We start from the raw sequence: 20,228 nt of genomic DNA, 5'->3' as shown, positions 1-20,228 counted from the left end.
TCAGGAGTCCAGTGAAGCGAAGCGCACCGCCTCCTCTGCGGCACGGATCAGGGCGTGGGCCTTGTTGCGGCTTTCCTCGTATTCGGCGGCGGGGTCGCTGTCGGCCACGATGCCGCTTCCCGCCTGCACGTACATGGTTCCGTCCTTGACGATCGCGGTGCGCAATGCGATGCAGGTGTCCATGCTGCCGTTGGCGGAAAAATAGCCGATCGCACCCGCGTAAACGCCCCGCTTCTCCGGTTCGAGCTCGTCGATAATCTGCATGGCGCGGACCTTGGGCGCACCGCTTACGGTGCCGGCCGGGAAAGCCCCGCACAACGCGTCCATCGCGCCGTAGCGATCGTCGATTTCGCCTTGCACGTTGGAGACGATGTGCATCACATGGGAGTAGTGCTCGATGACCATTTGCTCGGTCACCTTGACGGAGCCGATCCTGGCCACCCGTCCCACGTCGTTGCGCCCGAGATCGAGCAGCATGAGGTGCTCGGCGCGCTCCTTGGGGTCGGCCAGGAGTTCGCGCGCCAGCGCCGCGTCTTCGGTGCGATTCGCGCCGCGCCTGCGGGTACCCGCGATAGGCCTCACCGTAACCGTGTCGTCCCGTAAACGCACCAGGATCTCCGGGCTCGATCCCACGATCGCAAACCCGTCGTCGAAGTTGAGGAAATACATGAACGGCGAAGGATTGGTCCGGCGCAGCGCGCGGTAAAGGGCGAACGGCGGCAGTTCGAACGGCAGGCTGAACCGCTGCGAAAGCACGACCTGGAAGATGTCGCCGGCGGCTATGTATTCCTTGGCCTTGTTTACCATCCCGCAAAAGGCCTCGCGGCTCAGGTTGGACGAGGGTTCCGACGGCCCCGGCCTGGCCCCTTGCCGGCCCTGCGCGTGGTACTGCCCCTGCTCAACGCCCGCTACCGCAACCGACAGCGTGTTCACGGCGCTTTCATAGGCGGCACGCGCCGCGATCCCCTCGGCGGGACGCACCGGCGTCACGAGCGTGACCAGGTCCTTGACGGAGTCGAAGATCGCCATCACCGTCGGGCGGACGAACACGCCGTCGGGAAGTCCCAGCACGTCCGGATTGGGTCGAGGCAGTCGCTCCATCAGCCGAACGGTGTCGTACGACATGTAACCCACCAGGCCGGCGGCCATCGGCGGCAGCGATTCGGGCAGTTCGATGCGCGAGTCGTCGATCAGCCCGCGCAATTCGCTCAGCGCATCGCCGCTGCAGGGCTCGAAGGCGTCGGCGCGCGTCAGCGCGTTGCGGTTGATCTCGGCGCGGTTCCCGCGGCAGCGCCAGATGAGGTCGGGCTTCATTCCGATGATCGAATAGCGCCCGCGAACCTCGCCACCCTCCACCGACTCCAGCAGGAAGCTGTTCGGCGAATCCCCGGCCAGTTTCAGCAACACCGAAACCGGCGTATCGAGATCGGCTACCAGCGTCGTCCACACGACCTGGCTGTGGCCGGCCTCGTAGCGGTGCGCGAATTCGTCAATGTTCGGGGAGAGCTTCATCGCGAATAGGCTTGGCGGACCCGGTTCCTTGAGGGCGGGACACCCTTGCCCCCGGGGTTCAGTAGACGCGCTGTTTGAGGGGGATGGTTTCCACCTCTTCGGTCATGGTCTCGAGCTGCACCGGGCGGTAGTCCAGGCTCGCCCGGCCTTTCCCGTCAACCCACGACAGCGTGTGCTTGAGCCAGTTGTCGTCGTTGCGGTCGGGGAAGTCCTCGCGGGCATGGGCGCCGCGGCTCTCCTCTCGGGCGGCGGCGGACGCGAGAGTCGCCATCGCCTGGCCCAGCAGGTTTTCGAGTTCCAGCGTTTCCACCAGGTCGGTGTTCCAGATCAGCGAGCGGTCGGCAATCTTCACGTCGGAAAAGCTCTGCAAGGTATCGCGCAGCTTGGCCACGCCTTCGGCCAGCACGTCGCCGGTGCGGAAAACGGCCGCGTGGTCCTGCATCAGGCGCTGCATCTCCACGCGGATCTCCGCGGTCGGCCGCGACCCGTCAGCCTGGCGGATCCGGTCCACGTGGGCGATCGACTCGTCGCCGGCGCCGGCCGGCAACGGGGGCGGCGGGCCCTCGCCGCGCAGCGTGTCGGCGCAGCGGCGCGCGGCGGCTCGCCCGAACACCACCAGGTCGAGCAGGGAGTTGGAGCCCAGACGGTTTGCGCCGTGCACCGATACGCAGGCGGCCTCGCCCACCGCCAGCAGTCCGGGCGCGACGTTGTCCGTGTCCTTCAGGGCCTCGCCGTGATAGTTGGTGGGTATGCCGCCCATGTTGTAGTGCACCGTCGGCACCACCGGCATGGGTTCTTTGGTGACGTCCACGTCGGCGAACACCCTGGCGGTTTCGGCGATGCCCGGGAGCCGTTCGGCAATCACCTCCGGATCGAGATGCATGATGTTGAGGTGCACGTATTCCTTGCGCGGACCAATCCCTCTTCCCTCGCGAAGTTCTAGGGTGATGGCGCGGCTGACCACGTCGCGAGAAGCGAGGTCCTTCGCGGACGGCGCGTATCGTTCCATGAAGCGCTCGTCCTCGGAGTTGGTCAGGTAGCCGCCCTCGCCGCGCACGCCCTCGGAGATCAGGCAACCGGCGCCCAGGATCCCGGTGGGATGGAACTGTACGAACTCCATGTCCATCAACGGCAACCCGGCGCGCAGCACCATGCCGTTGCCGTCGCCGGTGCAAGTGTGTGCCGAAGTGCAGGAGTAGTAGGCCCGGCCGTAACCGCCGGTGGCGAGGATCACGCGGTGGGCGTTGAAGCGGTGCAGATGGCCGGTCTCCAGGTCGATCGCCACGACGCCCCGGCACACCCCGTCGATCATGATCAGGTCGACGGCGAAATACTCGATGAAGAACTGGGCCTCGTGACGCAGGGACTGCTGATAGAGCGTGTGCAGCATCGCGTGACCGGTGCGGTCGGCGGCCGCGCAGGTGCGCACCGCCTGGCCCTCGCCGTAATGCGTGGTCATGCCGCCGAAGGCGCGCTGGTAGATGCGCCCGTCCTCGGTGCGGGAGAACGGCAGTCCGTAGTGCTCCAGTTCGATCACGGCGCGCGCCGCTTCCTTGCACATGTATTCAATCGCGTCCTGGTCGCCCAGCCAGTCCGAGCCCTTCACCGTGTCGTACATGTGCCAACGCCAGTCGTCCTCGCCCATGTTGCCCAGCGCCGCGCTGATGCCCCCCTGGGCCGCCACCGTGTGGCTGCGGGTGGGAAAGACCTTGGTGATGCAGGCCGTGTCCAGCCCGGCCTCGGCCAGCCCGAAGGTGGCGCGCAGGCCGGCGCCGCCGGCGCCGACGACGACCACGTCGAAAGTGTGATCGACTACGGTGTAATCGCCCGGCATTGCTGCGCGCCCCCGCCGTTCAGACCTGGGTAACGATGCGGGCGATCGCCAGCAGGCCGGCCAGCGCGAGGACGATATGCGCCAGCCTCGAAACGATCAGTCCGGCCACCCGCAAGCCGCCACCCACATAATCCTCGAGCACCACGCGGATGCCGAGTTCGGAGTGATAGAGAAGCGCCAGCAGGAAGGCGGTCAGCAGGGTGGCGTCGCCCAGTCCCTGAAAACACTGCAGGAGGTCGTGGCTCCACAGAGTGGGCATGGACGCCAGCCTCCACATGAACCACGGAGCCAGCGGAATGAGCGCGACGGCGCTGATCCGCTGGGCCCACCAGTGCCCAGTGCCGTGACCGGCCGAACCGAGGCCTTCAGCATGACCAAGGGGGGTGCGCAGACTCACAGAATCCGTCCCTCGAAGGGCCCCCACCACCAGTACGCGCCCGTAGCGGCCAGCGAGGCCAGGAACACGAACCAGCCGGAGAACCGGGCGTGTTTCGGCTCGAATCCGCGGCCGATGTCCCATACCAGGTGCCGCACTCCGTTCGCGAGGTGATAGAACAGGCACCAGGCCCAGCCCAGCGCCGCAAGCCGCACGATGCCAAAGCGAAACAGACTTTCGACAACGGCGAACGCCCGCTCTCCCGACGCCAACGCCAGCAGGCATCCCACCAACGCGATCGAGCCAATGGAAAGCACAACGCCGGTGAAGCGGTGCAGAATAGAAAGAGCCATGGTGTACTGCCAGCGATATACCGACAGGTGCGGCGAAAGCGGCCGGTTGGCGGCGGAAGGCATCGACTGAATCTTGGGGGAGGATGGTCTTGAGGGTGAGCAATTGTAGCCCGCATCCGTCCGGGCTTCTGCGCCTGGGCGACTTCGCCGCGTTGCGGGTCAGCGGCGAGGATCGCGTGGATTTCCTGCAGGGGCAACTGAGCCAGGACATGGGCAGGGTCACCCCATCGCAGGCAGCTCCGGCAGCCTGGTGCAACCGCCAGGGACGAGTGCTGTGCCTGACGGTGGCGGTCGATTGGCAGGACGCGATCTTCCTGATACTGCCGGCCGGGATGGCAGAAACATGCGCCGACGGCCTCGGCCGCTACATTCTGCGCGCCAAGGTTCGAATTGAAGTGGTCCCGGAGCCGATATTCGGCTGCACACTACCGGCAGGTGAGCATGTCCCCGCTCCTGGAGAGGGCGAGACGCTCTCTTTCCCGGGAGAGGCATGGCAGTGCTCCGGCGCGCCGGAGTTTTGCGCCGTGCGATTGCCCGGCGACGACTCGCGGGCGATGGTGCTTGGCAAACCGCCCGCCGAACTTGCCGCCGGCGGCGACTCCGTTTGGACAGCGGAGCGCTGGAGACTTGCCGACATCGAGGCGGAAATCCCGTGGGTAGACTCCGACACCAGCGGCAAGTTCCTGGCCCATTCGTTGAACCTTGATCTTTCGGGCGCGGTCAGTTTCACCAAGGGCTGTTATGTCGGGCAGGAGATCATCGCGCGCATGGAGCACCGGGGCAGGCCCAAGCGGCGAATGCGCCGTCTGCGGTTGCCGCCCGGAGTCGAAATTCGCAGCGGCGCGAGGGCGGAACACCCGGAACTGGGAGCGGTCACGGTGATTGGCGCCGCGCTTGCGGGAGAACAGACTGAAGTCCTGGCCGAAGTACGGCTGACGCAAGACCCCGGACAACTACCGATACAGCAATGAAGTCGGTCCAGGACCAGATCAACAACACGCCGATGAGCGGCTTCCAGGTGCTCGCGGTAACCGTATGCCTGGCGATCAACATGCTCGACGGCTACGACGTGCTGGTCATGTCCTTCACGGCGCCTTTCGTGGCGGAGGAGTGGGCGCTAAGCCAGATCGTTACGGGATGGCTGTTGTCGGCCAGTCTCATCGGCATGGCTCTCGGCTCCCTGTTCCTGGCGCCGTTGGCCGACCTCTACGGACGTCGCCGAATGACGCTTCTTTCGCTGACAGCGGTTACGGCAGGAATGCTGGCCTCGGCGGCAGCGGCGAACTACCCGCAGCTGATCGCACTGCGTTTTTTCACGGGACTCGGCATCGGCGCGATGCTCGCAAGCCTGACGGTCGTGGTCTCCGAATACTCGTCCGATCGCCGGCGCACGCTGGCATTGATCATCCTGCAGGCCGGCTTTCCGGCCGGTGCGATGGTCTGGGGCATCGTCGCCGCCCCGATCATTCTTGGCTACGGCTGGCGCTGGGCCTTTGTCTTCGGGGGAGTACTTTCGGGACTGATGATTCCCGTGGCGATGGCGTATTTGCCCGAATCGCTGGATTATCTCCTCGGCAGCAGGCCGCCGGACACCCTGGAAAAGGTGAACCGCACGCTGAAGCGAATGGGCAAGACCATGGTCCGCGAACTGGGCAACGTTACGCAAGCAAAGCCTGCCCGAGCCAAATTGAACCACCTGTTCCGGCATGGGCGTGGCCGCAACACGCTGCTGATCTGGGTGTGCTTCTTCTGCACACTGCTGGCGTTCTACTTCTTCATGTCGTGGACGCCCAAGCTGTTGATCGACGCGGGTCTGTCGGAGGGGGCCGGACTGTCGGGCGGAATCATCCTGAATGCAGGGGCAATTTTAGGTGGGATCGCCCTGGGACTGCTGGCCTCGCGAATCCGGCTCAATTGGCTGCAGTCCGGCTATGCCCTGATGGGCGGCGTACTGATGATTGCATTCGGAGCCTACGCGGGAGAACTCGTCACTGCACTCGCACTCGCCTTTCTGGTCGGTCTCTTCGGCACCGGCTGCATCATGGGAGCGTATGCCGCGGTACCGCAGATGTATCCCCCCGAAGTGCGCACGACCGGAACCGGAATGGCAATCGGGGTGGGAAGATGGGGCGGCGTGGCCGCGCCCACGGTAGCAGGCGTACTGCTCGACACCGGTTGGACAGGCCCCGACCTCTACTTTATATTCGCCATTCCGCTCTTTGTAGCTGCCGCCGCCGCTGTCTTCCTGAGAATCAGAAAGTCTCATTAAGTGTCAAAAGGTCCTGACAATGGCTTGCAGATGGCGCCCGAGGCCATGCTGGATCTCGCCCGCCAGGCCGCGGAGTTGCTCGTCAACAGAATTCACAAGCTGCCCGGCGAGGGCGCCTGGGACGGAGAGTTCCGCGAAGGGCTGCTGGCAACCCTCATGGAGGAGCCGCCCGAACAGGGCCGGCCGGGCAATGAGGTGATCGAGCGCGCGGCCCGCGAGATTCTTCCGTACACATTGAGGCTAGATCACCCGCGCTCCTTCGGGTTTGTATCCTCAGCCACTACCTGGCCCGGCGTGCTGGCCGACTTCATCGCCGCCGGCTACAACATCAATGCCTGCACCTGGCTGGTAGCCAGTGGCCCCAGCCAGCTTGAGTTGGTGGTGATCGAGTGGTTCCGGCGCTGGCTGGGCTATCCCGAGGGCGCGGGAGGCTTGTTTACCAGCGGCGGCTCGGCCGCCAGCCTGGACGCGTTCGTGGCGGCGCGCGAAGCCGCCGACCATCCGGAACGCGCGACCGTCTATATGAGCGATCAAAGTCACACGGCGTTCTATCGTGCAGCGATCATCGCCGGTATCCGGCGCGAATGCGTGCGAGTTGTTTCCAGCGATGATCGATTCCGCCTCGACATGGCGGCGCTTGCACGCCGGGTGGCCGAGGATCGGGCGGCCGGTTACACGCCGGTGGCGATATGCGCCAACGCCGGCGCCTCCAGCACCGGGGCCATCGATCCGTTGCCGGAAATGGCCGACTATTGCGAAGCCGAGAAGATCTGGCTGCATGTCGACGCGGCGTACGGCGGATTCGCGGTCGTGTGCGATGAGGGCAAGGGCCTGCTGCGCGGGATCGAGCGTGCCGACTCGGTGGGGCTGGACGCGCACAAGTGGCTGTTTCAGCCGTACGAGGCCGGCTGCCTGCTGGTCAAGGACCCCGCGACGCTCGAGAAGGCATTCGAAGTGCACCACGACGTGCTGCAGGACACCGTCTGGGGCGCGAATCATCCGAACTTCTCCGATCGCGGGCTTCAGCTCAGCCGCTCCTTTCGCGCTCTCAAGGTCTGGATGTCGATTCAGACCTTCGGAATGGCAGCGTTCCGGGATGCAGTCGCAAACGGGCTGCGGCTCGCGCGCCGGACGGAGGAGTACGTCGAGGCCAGTTCAATTCTGGAACTGGTCAGTCCCGCGTCACTGGGTGTGGTGTGTTTCCGCGTCAACCCGCAGGATGCGGACATGGATGAAGAATCCCGGGAACAAATCAACAGGCAAGTGCTGGCCCGTATGTTCTGGGACGACCGAGCGTTCATCTCGTCGGCGTCTCCTCACGGAATATTCTCGCTTCGTGTTTGCATCATCAACCACAACACAAGCTGGACGGACGTTCGCGAGACCCTGCAGGCGGTCGAGCGGTTCGGAACAAACGCTGTCGCCAAACAGCAGAATCGCTAGTCAGAACGACTGGCGGTAGCTCGCATAGAGGACGCGGCCGTCGAGGCCGTAAAGGTTGTACGCCTGCGGCAGCGGAGTGCGGAACGAGCCGAGCTCCGGGTCTTCGTCGGTGAGGTTCTTCACGCCCACCGTGATGAGTCCGTCCCAGGGTGCGGACCATTGATAGAACAGGTCGAACTCGGTGTGCTCCGATATCGAGAACTCGGCCTCCGGCAGACCGAATCCGCCCACATAGTGGACGTAGCCGGAAACGGTGTGATTGCCGTAGCGCCAGATGAGCGCCAGCGAACTGCGGTCCGCGGGGCGAGCGCCGGCGGCCGCGGCGGCTCCGGAGATGGCGCCCAGGCCCGAACTCCATTCCACGGCGATGCGGGAGCGGGTCCGAAGCCGGAGGATGGTCCCCGCATGGGCCCGAAACTGGAAGTCGCCCAGCCCGGCGGTCGGCAGCTCGTAGATCAGTTGCAGGTCAACGCCGCGGAACTGCGCGCGGTAGGTGTTGTCCCAGAACACGTCGGCCTCCAGCAAGGTTCCGGTGGCCGGGTCGCGCTTGAGAAGGCTGCCGCTGCCGCAATGGACAATCGCCGCCGGTGTCGCCGAGTAGCGCGTGTTCTCGATGCGCCCGGTGTCAGTGCATTGCCGCTCGAACTCCAGGCCGATCAGCCCCTGCAGCGGCGGCAGTCCGATACCGTTCTCAAGATCGACGTTCCAGAAGTCCGCACGGGCCGTGAGCGAGTTCCAGGCAACCACCACGCCGAGGTTGTAGCTGTCGGACAGTTCGGGTCTGAGCGTCGGATTGCCTCCCGTGTAGGTGGGAAATTCCCCTTCGATACATTCCGACGGAGCGATGCCGTCGCGGCGGCATTTCACCAGGTCGAAGCCCGTCTGCAGCCAGAGTGAAGCGCCGTCATAGAGGTTGTTCATGCTGCCGGCGCGAAAGCCCTCGCCCCAGGATGCGCGCAGCAACAGCCAGTCGACGGGCTGGTAGCGCACCGACAGGTAGGAACTCAGTTCGCTTCCGGCGGAATCGTCATATTGGTCCCAGCGCAACGCCGCGCTCAGCTCCAGGCCGGGCAGCAGGGGCGCCAGCACTTCGCCGAACAGCGCCCGGATACGGCGCTCACCCGCGCCGCTGACGCCGGCGCGGCCGAGCAGGTCGCCGCCCGCGCTCAAGGGATCGTAGATATCGTGGTACAGCTCATCGAAGTAATCGAACCCGAAGGCCCAGCCCAGGCTTCCGCCGGGCGCCCGGAACAAGTCGAAACTCACGTTGCCGCTGTAGGAGCGGAAATCCGCGCGGGATTCTCGGGTGGAATTCGCGGCAATCGCGGCCAGGGCGCCGGCGTTGCCGGGATGCAGCGGATCGAACGGGTTGTAGAGGCCTTGCGACACGTACTCCAGGGTCGTGAACGCCTTGGGGAAGCAGCAACTGTCCTCGCGGCCATCGTAACGGGTGTGCCGGGCTTCCAGTTCGTAATCGAAGATGCCTGCGCTGCCGTACGCCAGCAGAGCGGTCTCGGACAGCGTGAGCAAGGCCTCGAAATCGCGGTTGCCCAAACCGACAAAGCGGTGCCGGAGCGTATAGGGAAGCAGCTCGGGATAAGGAACGTCGAAGCCGAATCCACGCTTGAGCCCGCCAGCCGCGGCTTCGTCAAGCGGGATATCGCCCGGCGGGGGCGCAAAGCGGCCATGCACGTCCTGAGTACTGAACAGCGACTGCAGGCGCAGCGCAAGATCCGGCGTCAGTTCGTAATCGGCATGCAGAAAGACGCTCGCCCGATTGAGGTCGGTGGTTTCCCAGGCCGAAGTCGCGTAGTGGAACCCGCAGTGCTCTTCGCCGTTGGCGGCAACGTAAGGGCCCGCCAACAGCCGCTGTCCCGTGGCCGGATTCACGACCTGCTCGCAATTGGGCGCGGCCAGCTGATGGGGCCAGAGGGTGTTGCCCCAGGAACTCACGTTGTCTGCGTTCTCCCAGGCATACCAGGTGGCCGGAAACGGCGCATTCGGATACGCGGCCGCACCGGCCTCGTAGCCCGTGGTTCCGAGCGAGTAGAACCTGTCCGCCGAAGCAATGTGCCGCTTGTTGCGAAAATCGGCGCTGAACAGAAAACGCCCGCGATCGGTGGCGCCGCCCAGTGTCAGCCCCCCCGATTCCGCGTCGGCGCCCTCGCGCGTGGGCCGGTCGGTGGAAGCCCGGATCTCCATGCCCTCGTAGTCCTTGCGCAGGATGATGTTCACGACGCCGCCGATCGCGTCGGATCCGTAAATGGCCGAGGCGCTGTCGGTGAGAATTTCAACCCGTTCCACGGCCGCCAGCGGAATGATGTTGAGATCAACCGCCTGGTTGGCCGTGACAGGCGACCGCGGCATCCGGCGGCCGTCCAGAAGCACCAGCGTCCGATTGGCGCCGATGCCGTGAATGCTGACCGTCGCCTGGCCGATCCAGGCGTTGCCCGAACGCTCGCGCGATGACCCCAGGCTGTTGACCGGGTTGTTTCTCAGCACGTCGGCCACCGATTCCCGCCCGCTCAACTCGATGTCCTCACGCGTAATCACGACCACCGGTCGGGCCTCCTCCACGTCGATCCGGCGGATGCGCGAGCCCGTGACCACCTGGCGCCCCAGCTCCAGCACGTCCTTCTCTTCGGCATCCTGGTCCGCCTGCTGGGCCGCGGCTGCGGAAACCACGCAAAGTACGCCGACCAAAGCCGCGCACAGCCCGGCAACAGGCGCCGGTTCCCGCATGCACGGCCGGGACTTCATCGATTCCTGCCTCTCATCGCTCTGTTATATTGCGCCGGCGCGGCCAAACCATGTTTGACTCTAACGGAATTGAGCAGGCCCGGCGCACAGTCGCCCGGGTCATGCCTCCTACGCCGCAGTACCGGTGGCCCGGCTTGCGGCGCCACGCCGGCTGCGAGGTGTGGGTCAAGCACGAGAACCACACGCCCACCGGCGCATTCAAGGTGCGCGGCGGCCTGGTGCTGGTGGATGAACTCAAGCGCGCCGGTGACTTGCCGAAGAAAATCATTACCGCGACGCGCGGCAACCACGGCCAGAGCATCCCGTTCGCGGCCGTTCCGCACGGCGTGTCGGTCACGGTCCTGGCGCCGAAGGGCAACAGCGCCGAGAAGAACGCGGCGATGGTCGGCTGGGGCGCGGAACTGATCGAATTCGGCAACGACTACGAAGAGGCGCGCCAGGAAGCGGCGCGCCGCGTCGAAGCCGAAGGCGCCCTGTTCCTGCCGCCGTTTCATCCGGCCCTGGCGCGCGGTGTGGCGACCTATGCGGCGGAGCTGTTCGAGGCGGTGGCCGATCTGGACGCGGTTTATGTGCCGATCGGAATGGGTTCCGGGATCTGCGGACTCATCCGGACGCGGGACCTGTCGCGGCTGAAGACCGATGTCGTCGGGGTGGTGGCGGAGCGCGCTCCGGCAATGGCCCGCAGCTTCGCGGCCGGCGAAATCGTTGCGACCGACTCGGCCGACACCTTTGCCGATGGTATGGCCTGCCGGGTGCCGATGTCCGAGCCGCTTGAAATCGTGCGCCGCGGCGCCGCGCGGGTCGTCGAAGTCGGCGAGGAGGACATCGCCGAAGCCATGCGGATCCTGTACCGCAATACGCATAACGTGGCCGAGGGGGCGGGCGCCGCCGCATTCGCCGCGTTGATGCGGGAACGGGAGCGGATGAAAGGCAAGCGCGTCGCCGTGATCCTGTCCGGCGGCAACGTTGATGCCGAGGTGTTTCGCGAAGTGCTCGCCGGAGGCGTACCTCAGCCGTAGGCCCGCCTGCGACGAAGGTAGTCCCGAATCGCCGGAGCCACCGTCTCGTTGAGGTAACGTGTCCGTGGAGTCGTTCCCCACCATCCCGAGTGACCGCCCGCCGAGGGATGGGTGAAGGTCAGCAAGTCGACCGGCCTTCCTGCGATCTCCGCGACCTCGGCGATTTCTCCTTTCGGCGGAAGCGGCAAGGCGTTGGCCATCCAGCTCCGCAGCCCCAGTCCGTGCACCACGATCACCGTCGGCTCCAGGATTTCCATGGTCCGCAGGAAATGCGGGGCGCAGTTGCGTTGCATCGCAAGACTTGAGTTGCCCCGCCCTCCCCCGTGCGCATCCCTGCTTCGGGGTTTTTCCAGCGCCGTGCAGTGCAAATAGTTCACCTGCGCGCAGCCATCGAAGACATGCCCGTCGAAGAGGCGCTCGCCTTCTTCGTCTTCGCCCAGTTCGCGCCCAAGGAGCAATCGCATCGTGGAGGTCACGCCCTTCATGTGCGGATTGCGTCCTCGAAAACCTGCTTTCGCCGATAAGTCAAGCATTTCCGAACGCCCTGCGAGATTCACGCACTCGCGGGCCTGTCCATATTCCTGGCCCAGTACCACGATGCGCATCGCACTTCCGTTGACTTCCAGGTCGTAGTGCCGGCCGACATGGTTCATCTGACCCTTGTGGAAAGGCAATCCCGCTCGACTCGCCCTGCATAGCGCGTAACTGCCGCAGATGAACGAACCGTCCTCCGCGAGCAGATTCGCCCTCACGTAGTCTTCAAGCAACCGGACCCGTTCGCGGGTCCGCTCCGGGTGAGAAGAGATCACTGTTCCAGCCTGGCGCCCGGGTGAATCGAACCCTAGTACATCTGGGTGCGGTAGTTCTCCTTCAGGATCTCTTCGATCTCGTCGCCGGACTTGCGACCCTTTATGTGATCGGAAATGATGTCGCCGATCCGCGTGAATGACTTCGGATCGATCTTCGCGTCTTCCTCCCAGAGCCGGGACCGCCGGATGGCCTTGGCGCAATGGATGAAGGCCTCCCTGACGGTGACGGCTATCGCCACCTTGGGTGTGTGGCGCCGGAACTCCAACCGGGCGAGTTCCGCCTCGCCGTCGATGATCCTTGCGTCGCCGTTCACCCGCAGCGTTTCCCCCAGGCCGGGGATGAAGAACAGCAGGCCCACCTTCGGGTTGTGCATGATGTTGCTCATCGTGTCCAGGCGGTTGTTGCCGGGACGATCGGGGATCAGCAGCGTGTTCGCGTCCGCCACGTGCACGAACCCCGGCGGATCGCCTCGGGGCGACACGTCGGAGCAGCCGTCCGGCCGTGAAGTTCCGATGCACAGGAAGGGCGAACGGGCGATGAAGTCGATGCAGTGCCTGTCCAGCCCGTCAAGGACCTTCAGTTTGGCCCGCTCCACTGAGACGGGGAAGTACCCTCTCAGTTCGTCCTCGGATTGCAGTGCGTTGAGTCTCGCCATTTCCAGTATCCGTCAGCGCGTCGGGGAAAATCTTACAGCGGGTATCAAAAACTCCCCTTGGCGTACTGCTCTCCGGCCTCGATGGCTATCTTCAGGCGGTTGCGCCGCTGGGGCAGCGGACAGGTCGCAAAGTCGGTGAAGGCGCAGGGCGGATTTATGGCCTTGTTGAAATCCAGTGTCACAGTTCCGGCCGGCCCGCGGGGGCCGAAGGCATACAGGTATCGGCCCGCGGGATAGGTGGTCTTGCCGGTGGTGAGGTCTGCGAAAATCAGCAAAAATCCGGGGCCGGCGGCATAGGCTTCCAGTGTAAGCGGCTCGCCACCAAACTCGAACGCCAGAACGCCCGGGGCCGTGGGGTTCCAGCCCAACCCGTCCACCACCGTATTCAGGACGCGCTCCTCGGGCTGCGCGTAGGGCTCGAAACGCGCCTCCACGCGCCAGGCGGGGTCCGTGGGATAGGCCTGGATTCCGGGGAAACCGCTCACCGCCGGATGGTTCAGATCGCGCAATCGCACGCCCATACGGTCCATGCGGCCGATCGCATGCCAGGAAAGCGAACCGTGCGTCAGGACCGTGGGTTCACCTTCCTCATCGTGAACAAGGCGCAACTGCGTCACCCGATCGCCGTTGCTGACGACTTCCGCGCCCGGGTCCGCCCTGAACTCAACAGTCCCGTTCTCCCATACAAAAGCGCCAAGGTAAGGAGCGGCCGGCAAGTCCGCCAGCACGATGTCGTTGTCGGGCGCCGCCCCCATGCGCGTGACGCCCGGTTCGAGCCAGTAAAGTCCGGCCAGATTCAACCAGCCGTCCGGCCCTTTCAATTCCTCTTCACGCTCAGCGCGCCATTCGACGATAGACCGTGGGTAGTCGGAAGCTCCGGTTGACTCAGCCGGGCCGGCCGCGGCGCCGGCCGGCAGAAACCAGGCCGAAAAGAGCAGCGTGCCCAGGGAGTATCGCGTCAATACCACGTGAGCATTCTACGATCGCCGGGCCACCGGTCGGCCTGAGGCAGGCGTAATAACCTCGCAAACCGGCCCGGTGGCGCGGCCCAGCCTCCGGTCCAGAGTCGCCAACGGGCACTCGAAAGCTTCGGCCATCGCTACGTACCAGGCGTCATAGCTGCTCAGGTTGCTTCGCAGCTCCCAGACGCGTCCCGCAAATGGCGCGAAAGGAAACAACTGGACGTCGAGCCGAAGCAGATCTCGTTGAGCGCTGTTCGCCTCCAGCCCTGAAATCCTTTCGGCCCGCTCCAGCCGTCGCAGGATGTTGCTGCACTCCGCCATGGCAAGTTCCGGAGCGGTAAGCGAGCCGTGGGCAATAAGGAATTCCGCCCATTGCCCTTCGCGTCCCGAGTCAACCAGCGCCGCGACGATTGCGGACGCATCCAGGACCAGTGTCACTCTCGATCCGCATCGCGCGCGCGCACAATGCTGTAGGGAGTGACGCGCGTCCCTGCGGCCTCCTTTCGGTCACGAACCGCGTTAAGCCATTGCTCGGGAGACGGCCGAGCCGCAATCCGCTCCAGTTCGCCACGTAAAAATTCCTGCATGGACTGGCGCTGCAGCGCGGCGCGCGAGGCAAGTTCGTCGCGCACCTTCTCCGGCACGCCCCTGATGGTCAATTGCACGGACATGAACGCATTATGCCATCGCTGCCTGCATTATGAACGCAATAATGCGCGATTGGCGAAGGAGACGCTGGTGTACAACCCTGCAGTAGTTAACTTGCGGTTTCAGCTCGCGTATCCGAGGGCAAGGGGCCGGTGTCGGCGGGCTGCTGGGCTGGATCGCGCCGCGTTTGCGCGCGGCCCAGCGCCACGGAAAGCGCGCTCCACACGGCGGCGAAGGGCGTGACCGCCGCAACCATGACCCCCAGGCTGCCCAGCGCACTGAGCAGCGCGTGGATACCGACGCCCGCAAGGTCGCCGCCCCGGTAGAGGAAGACGTCGATCAACGGCTTGGCCTTGTACCGTTCCGAGGGCGGCACGACGATGAACAGTGTCTCGCGGGCTGGGCGCGACAAGGCGTAACGGGTAGTGCGATGCACGGCCTGAAAGATCGCCATAACGCCGAATAGTGGCCAGATGGCCAGAATTGCGAAGCCCGCCAGCGTTACCAGAGGCAGAATCGCCAGCGTCCAGCCGACGCCCAGACGCCGGATCACCCGGGTCGCGATGAATACCTGAGTCAGAAGTGTCAGCGACTGGGCGAGCGCGTCGAAAAGTGCAAAAGCGCCCACGCGACTGCTGAACGTATCGGTTGCAACAAAGATGAAATTGGCTTGGGTGAAATAGATCAGTGTGTTGGAGACGGCCATGAACACGATGAACAGCGCGATCCCCACCAGGTACGGCGACGTTCCCACCGCCCTCAATCCATCGAAGAATCCGCCGCCAATTCGTTGCCCGGGCATCGTGACGGGCGCCCGCCCTGGATCGGCAAGACTCGAATCGCTGGACTGAACGGCCGTCTCGTCCAACCTCAGCATCACGACGATAGCCACCACGAACAACGCCGCCCCGGTGAGCATGAGTCCCACCGGCAAGTAAGCCGACTCGGTCATATTGCTGATCGCGTTGGTAGTCCAGCCGCCCACCGCGGCCCCCAGCGTCCCTCCGACAGTGATGAAGGGAAAAATGCGCTTGCCCTGATCGACAACAAAAATGTCGGCCATGAATGCCCAGAACAAGCTGGTGCTGAACAGGTTGATTGTGCTGAGCCAGACGTAGAACGTGTAACCGACGCCGCGCGCCAGCGGCGTTTCCGTATCGCTGCCGATCAAGCCGCCGCCAGCCTGGGCGTTTGCGAACAGCAGCGCTGCGAATCCCAGAAGACACACGACGACGAATCCGTAGCCGGCCGGGATGAACCGGCGCCGGTTCATGCGGGCGACCACACCTGCAAAAAGCAGGACAAGGATCAGGGAAGAAACGGACGTGACCGCAAACAGCCAGCGGAGTTCGTCCATACCCCGCGCCACGCCCATCGCGTCGCGTACCGGGCGCAGGAAGAAGTAGCCACACAACACGCAAAAGTGAAATAGCGACGCGAGCAAGGCCAGGCGCAACTCGCCCCGCTTGAAATTCAATACTCGCGCAGCCCAATCCGTCATGCTTTTCTCCCTCGCCCCTTCCCTCAGGAGCCTTTCGGCGCTGCCGCGTCGTTTACGTCCAGATCCGCCCGGTCTTCGCGCAAGAGCCGAAAAAGCGAGACCGCCATTGCAACGCCGATGACCAGCAAAGGCAGAGATACTACCAGCGATGCGGACTTCGCCGCCGGCAATCCGCCCACGAAGATCAAACCGACCGGCAAGACAACGATCGCAAGCGCCCAGAAAACGCGATGCCAGCGGTGCGGATTCCGCCCCGCCGTCAATCCTCGGGTGGCTGATGCTGCGATCGCGTACGAAGCGGAATCGTAGGTCGTGGCGATGAATATGAACGTAAGCGCCACATACGCCAGCATCGGCAGCGGAAACGGCTTCAGCGCAGCGAGGAACCCGGCGATGGCCGTCTCCGGCCCATCGATGGCCAGCGTTTCCCGGATGGCCAGCGCTCCGGTGGTATCCATCCATTGCGCGGTGTTGCCGATGCACACGTAGAACAGCGCACAGCCCAGCGTCCCGTAGAGCAGCATCCCGCCGATCACTTCCCGTAATGTGCGCCCGCGTGAGATCCGGGTAACGAACAAACCCACAAAGGGCGCATACGCCAGCCACCAGGCCCAGTAGAAAATCGTCCAGTCCTCGATGAAGTTCGAGGAGAGGATGGGGTCCGTCCAGGTGTTCATGCGAACGAATTCCTGGATCATCAGCCCAAAGCTGCTGGTCCCCAGTTTGAGCGCAAACGCGGTAGGGCCGGTCAAGAGAACATAGAGCGCAAAGATGATCGCGGCTATGGCGTTGATCTCGCTGAAACGCTTGATGCCCTTGTCGATGCCCAGATACACGCTGGTGGCGAAAAGAGCCACCGAAATTGCGATTACGCCGATGTCGATGGCAAAAGTCTCGCCGACCCCGAACAGCGCACTGATGCAGGCTCCCACCATCGGAGTCGCGAGACTGAGCGAGGTGGCCGTTCCGCCCACCATCGCGACAATGAAGACAAAGTCCACCACCCTGCCGAGCGGCCGGCCGGCGACATTCCGGCCGAACAATCCAACCAGCGATGTCGAAAGCCTGAGATAGGCGACCTTTCTCTGGTAGTAGGGGTAGGCAATGGCCACGGTTGCAAAGGCGTACAGCGCCCAGGCCGAGACGCCCCAATGAAAGAATCCGTACGCCGGCGCCCATTCCAGGGCCTCCGCCGAGCCGGGCTCCAGGCCGAATGGCGGCGTATCCACGTAGAACGCCCACTCGATGGGAGCCCAATACAACAGGCCGCCGCCGATCCCGGTGCAGAACAGCATGGAGACCCAGGAAAACGTCGAATAATCCCGTGAAGCATCCTTTCCGCCCAGGCGATAGCTTCCGTAGCGGCCAAGAGCGATCACGGCCAGCACTACGATCGCCGTCATCACGATCCATTGGTAAAAGACGCCCACTTCGCGGGCAATCCAGTTGTAGGTTCTATCGGTTGCGTCGCCGGCGGAATCCGGGAATCCCAGCAGGAAGATCCCCCACGCCAGAATGACCGCGACCATCGCCCAGAACAGCACGCGGTCGACCTGTACCGCGGACGTACCCGCCCTGGATTCAGGATCGCTCATCGGCTCTTGTTCGGGTCAGCTGCGCAGTTGCGGGAACAGCAGCACGTCGCGAATCGCCGGCTGGTCGGTCAGGAACATGACCAGGCGGTCGACGCCCAGGCCCAGGCCCGCGGTGGGCGGCAGGCCGTATTCGAGGGCGGTGACGAAATCCCCGTCATACAGCATGGCCTCGTCGTCGCCGCTCTCGCGCAGACGCACCTGCTCACGAAAGCGGCGGGCCTGGTCTTCGGCGTCGTTCAACTCCGAGAATCCGTTCACCAGTTCCCGCCCGGCGATGTACAGCTCGTAGCGGTCGGTGATCTCCGGATCGTCGTCGTTGGCGCGCGACAGCGGCGAAATCTCGGCCGGATGGCCGGTAATGAACACCGGCCCGGCAAGCCGGTCCTCCACCGTGCGGTCGAACAGTTCGGCCAGAAGCTTGCCCCAGCCGGCGTTTGCCGGCGGATCGTTCTCCAGGCCCAGGCGCCCGCGGCATTCGAGCAGGTAATCCGCGTCGCGCAGCCGCGCCGCATCCAATCCCGGATTGTGTTCCAGGACCGCCTGCTCCATGCTCAATCGCGGCCAGTCGCCGCCCAGTTCATAGTCCTCCCCCTGGTAGGTCACGCGGGTCCCGCCAAGCACCTCTTCGGTCGCCGCACGGATCATCTCCTGCGTCATCCGCATGAAGTCGTTGTAGTCGGCGTACGCCTGGTAAACCTCCAGCATCGTGAATTCGGGGTTGTGCTGGGTCGAAAGGCCTTCGTTGCGGAAACAGCGGTTCATTTCGAAAACGCGCTCCATTCCGCCCACCACTAGGCGCTTGAGATGCAACTCCAGGGCCACGCGCAGGTACAAGTCCCGGTCCAGCGCGTGGTGTCGCGTGGCGAAGGGTCGCGCGGCCGCGCCGCCGGCAATGGACTGCATGACGGGCGTTTCCACCTCCATGAACCCTCGGCCGGCCAGAAACTGCCTCAGCGCGGCGATCACGCGAGCGCGGCGCTCGAATACCTCGCGCGAATCGCGGTTCACGATCAGGTCCAGGTAACGTCGCCGATAGCGCTGTTCGCGGTCGGTCAGCCCGTGGAATTTCTCCGGCAAAGGGCGCAGGGCCTTGGTGAGCAGCGCGGTCTTGCTGACTTCAACGCTCAACTCGCCGGTTCGCGTGCGCGTCACGACGCCCCGGGCCCAGACAATATCGCCCAGGTCCATGCCCCCGGTTTGCGCGTATGCCTCCTCGCCCATCGTGTCGCGCGAAAGCATCAGCTGGATCCGCCCGCTGCCGTCCTGGATCGAGGCGAAACTCAGGCGCCCCATCCGGCGTTGCGACACCAGGCGCCCCGCCACGCTGACCTCGCGCCCGAGTTCCGTCAGCGCCGCCGCGTCCGTTTCGGCAAATTCCCGCTGCAATTCCGCGGCCCCCGCGTCGGGCCGGTAGTGGTTGGGGAAGGACCAGCCCTGCTCCCGAAGCGCCTTGAGCTTGCGCCGGCGCTCGGCGATCAGGCGGTGTTCCGGGACCGTTTCGGACGACCGGTCGTTGGGCGGCGCGGGCATGATTCGGATTGTACGGCGTGATGCGGAATGCGCGAGGATGAGCGCATAATACGCACGGCTGAACTGGCGCGGGAACACGCTTGACCGAATACCTGCTTGTGCTGTCCTGCCCGGACCGGACCGGGCTGATCTACGCCGTCACGCGCTGGCTGCTCGAAAACGGCTGCAACGTGCTGGACAGCGACACCTACAAGGACCCCTTCCGCGAGCGCTTCTTCATGCGCGTTCACTTCTCCGGCGATGTTGCGCTCGATGAGCTGCGCGAGTCGTTCGAGCCCAGGGCGCGGGAGCTTCAGATGCGCTGGGAGCTGGTGCTGGCCGAGTCCCGTCCGCGCGTGCTGATCATGGTCTCCAAACATCTGCATTGCCTGCTTGACCTGCTCAATCGGGTCCGACTCGGCCAACTGGCGATCGACATTCCGCTCATCGTCTCCAACCACCCCGACGCGGAATGGCTCGCGAAGGCCGCCAACATCGAATACCTCCATCTGCCGGTGACGCCGGCCAACAAGGCCGACCAGGAACAGCGGGTTGTGCGGGAAATCGAGAAGCACGACGTCGACTTCGTCGTGCTGGCGCGCTACATGCAGATTATTTCGCCGACCCTGTGCGAGCGGCTGCCTGGACGGATGATCAATATTCATCATTCCTTCCTGCCGGGTTTCAAGGGCGCCAAGCCCTATCACCAGGCCTACCGGCGCGGCGTCAAGCTGATCGGCGCCACGGCGCACTACGTCACCGCGCAGCTCGACGATGGCCCGATCATTGCGCAGGACGTGCAACCGGTCGGTCATCGCATGACACCCGACGATCTGGCCGCCGTCGGCAAGGACATCGAACGCGTGGTGCTGGCCCGCGCGGTGCAGTACCACGCGCAGATGCGCGTGCTGATCAACGGTCGCCGCACGGTCGTGTTCCGCTGAGTTTCATTTCGACGCCGTCAAGGCGCATACGGGGACGT

18 protein-coding genes are annotated in these 20,228 nt (G+C 64.6%); 5 read left to right on the top strand and 13 right to left on the bottom strand.

Annotated features, from left to right (window positions below; genetic code table 11):
* From F4Y72_04445 to sdhC, 4 genes are read right to left on the bottom strand one after another with little or no spacing between them, the layout of a single operon-like run.
* Positions 1–1,512 carry an anthranilate synthase component I gene (locus F4Y72_04445; protein ID MXZ27536.1) on the bottom strand — a complete coding sequence of 504 codons (1,512 nt, stop codon included), beginning with the start codon at positions 1,510–1,512 and terminating at the stop codon, positions 1–3.
* 58 nt (positions 1,513–1,570) lie between these two features.
* Entirely contained in the window at positions 1,571–3,346 is a 1,776-nt protein-coding gene (locus F4Y72_04440) for a succinate dehydrogenase flavoprotein subunit (GenBank protein MXZ27535.1), read from the bottom strand.
* A gap of 19 nt (positions 3,347–3,365) precedes the next feature.
* Positions 3,366–3,866 (bottom strand): succinate dehydrogenase, hydrophobic membrane anchor protein, encoded by a 501-nt coding sequence (gene sdhD / locus F4Y72_04435; GenBank protein ID MXZ27534.1) that lies wholly within the window; start codon positions 3,864–3,866, stop codon positions 3,366–3,368.
* The gene (gene sdhC / locus F4Y72_04430; protein MXZ27533.1) at positions 3,740–4,138 is read right to left on the bottom strand and encodes a succinate dehydrogenase, cytochrome b556 subunit; all 399 of its coding nucleotides are present in this window, start codon (positions 4,136–4,138) and stop codon (positions 3,740–3,742) included. The genes sdhD and sdhC overlap by 127 nt, the downstream gene beginning before the upstream one ends.
* 20 nt (positions 4,139–4,158) lie before the next feature.
* Between sdhC and F4Y72_04425 the strand changes: the two genes are divergently transcribed.
* From F4Y72_04425 to F4Y72_04415, 3 genes are read left to right on the top strand one after another with little or no spacing between them, the layout of a single operon-like run.
* The gene (locus F4Y72_04425; protein MXZ27532.1) at positions 4,159–5,046 is read left to right on the top strand and encodes a folate-binding protein YgfZ; all 888 of its coding nucleotides are present in this window, start codon (positions 4,159–4,161) and stop codon (positions 5,044–5,046) included.
* Positions 5,043–6,344, top strand: a complete 1,302-nt coding sequence (locus F4Y72_04420; protein MXZ27531.1) for an MFS transporter — start codon at positions 5,043–5,045, stop codon at positions 6,342–6,344. The genes F4Y72_04425 and F4Y72_04420 overlap by 4 nt, the downstream gene beginning before the upstream one ends.
* 30 nt (positions 6,345–6,374) lie before the next feature.
* Positions 6,375–7,787 carry an aminotransferase class I/II-fold pyridoxal phosphate-dependent enzyme gene (locus F4Y72_04415; protein ID MXZ27530.1) on the top strand — a complete coding sequence of 471 codons (1,413 nt, stop codon included), beginning with the start codon at positions 6,375–6,377 and terminating at the stop codon, positions 7,785–7,787.
* Here F4Y72_04415 and F4Y72_04410 read toward each other — a convergent pair whose 3' ends face one another.
* Positions 7,788–10,547 (bottom strand): TonB-dependent receptor, encoded by a 2,760-nt coding sequence (locus F4Y72_04410; GenBank protein MXZ27529.1) that lies wholly within the window; start codon positions 10,545–10,547, stop codon positions 7,788–7,790.
* A 50-nt stretch (positions 10,548–10,597) separates the two neighbouring features.
* Between F4Y72_04410 and F4Y72_04405 the strand changes: the two genes are divergently transcribed.
* On the top strand, positions 10,598–11,566 hold the full coding sequence (locus F4Y72_04405) for a threonine dehydratase (protein ID MXZ27528.1): 969 nt from the start codon (positions 10,598–10,600) through the stop codon (positions 11,564–11,566).
* Here the strand turns inward: F4Y72_04405 and F4Y72_04400 are convergent.
* The 8 genes from F4Y72_04400 to lysS all read right to left on the bottom strand — a co-directional run bounded on the left by F4Y72_04400 (position 11,557) and on the right by lysS (position 19,267).
* Positions 11,557–12,375, bottom strand: a complete 819-nt coding sequence (locus F4Y72_04400; protein MXZ27527.1) for a hypothetical protein — start codon at positions 12,373–12,375, stop codon at positions 11,557–11,559. The genes F4Y72_04405 and F4Y72_04400 overlap by 10 nt on opposite strands.
* A gap of 32 nt (positions 12,376–12,407) precedes the next feature.
* On the bottom strand, positions 12,408–13,031 hold the full coding sequence (locus F4Y72_04395) for a pyridoxamine 5'-phosphate oxidase family protein (protein ID MXZ27526.1): 624 nt from the start codon (positions 13,029–13,031) through the stop codon (positions 12,408–12,410).
* Positions 13,032–13,075: 44 nt separating this feature from the next.
* Positions 13,076–13,999 (bottom strand): DUF1684 domain-containing protein, encoded by a 924-nt coding sequence (locus F4Y72_04390; GenBank protein ID MXZ27525.1) that lies wholly within the window; start codon positions 13,997–13,999, stop codon positions 13,076–13,078.
* Positions 14,000–14,008: 9 nt separating this feature from the next.
* Positions 14,009–14,431 carry a type II toxin-antitoxin system VapC family toxin gene (locus F4Y72_04385; protein ID MXZ27524.1) on the bottom strand — a complete coding sequence of 141 codons (423 nt, stop codon included), beginning with the start codon at positions 14,429–14,431 and terminating at the stop codon, positions 14,009–14,011.
* Complete coding sequence (locus tag F4Y72_04380) at positions 14,428–14,664, bottom strand: hypothetical protein (GenBank protein MXZ27523.1); 237 nt, start codon at positions 14,662–14,664, stop codon at positions 14,428–14,430. Before F4Y72_04380 ends, F4Y72_04385 begins: the two co-directional genes overlap by 4 nt.
* Positions 14,665–14,750: 86 nt before the next feature.
* Positions 14,751–16,142, bottom strand: a complete 1,392-nt coding sequence (locus tag F4Y72_04375) for an MFS transporter (GenBank protein MXZ27522.1) — start codon at positions 16,140–16,142, stop codon at positions 14,751–14,753.
* 23 nt (positions 16,143–16,165) lie between these two features.
* Positions 16,166–17,737, bottom strand: a complete 1,572-nt coding sequence (locus F4Y72_04370) for a BCCT family transporter (protein ID MXZ27521.1) — start codon at positions 17,735–17,737, stop codon at positions 16,166–16,168.
* 15 nt (positions 17,738–17,752) lie between these two features.
* Positions 17,753–19,267 (bottom strand): lysine--tRNA ligase, encoded by a 1,515-nt coding sequence (gene lysS / locus F4Y72_04365; protein MXZ27520.1) that lies wholly within the window; start codon positions 19,265–19,267, stop codon positions 17,753–17,755.
* 80 nt (positions 19,268–19,347) lie between these two features.
* On the opposite strand from lysS, the gene purU reads away from it, so the two are divergent.
* Positions 19,348–20,190 (top strand): formyltetrahydrofolate deformylase, encoded by an 843-nt coding sequence (gene purU, locus F4Y72_04360; protein MXZ27519.1) that lies wholly within the window; start codon positions 19,348–19,350, stop codon positions 20,188–20,190.
* The last annotated feature ends 38 nt before the right edge of the window (positions 20,191–20,228 follow it).

The organism is Gammaproteobacteria bacterium, assembly GCA_009838035.1.
Classification (GTDB): Bacteria; Pseudomonadota; Gammaproteobacteria; order Steroidobacterales; family Foliamicaceae; genus Foliamicus.
This window is presented reverse-complemented; position numbering and strand designations above follow the sequence as displayed.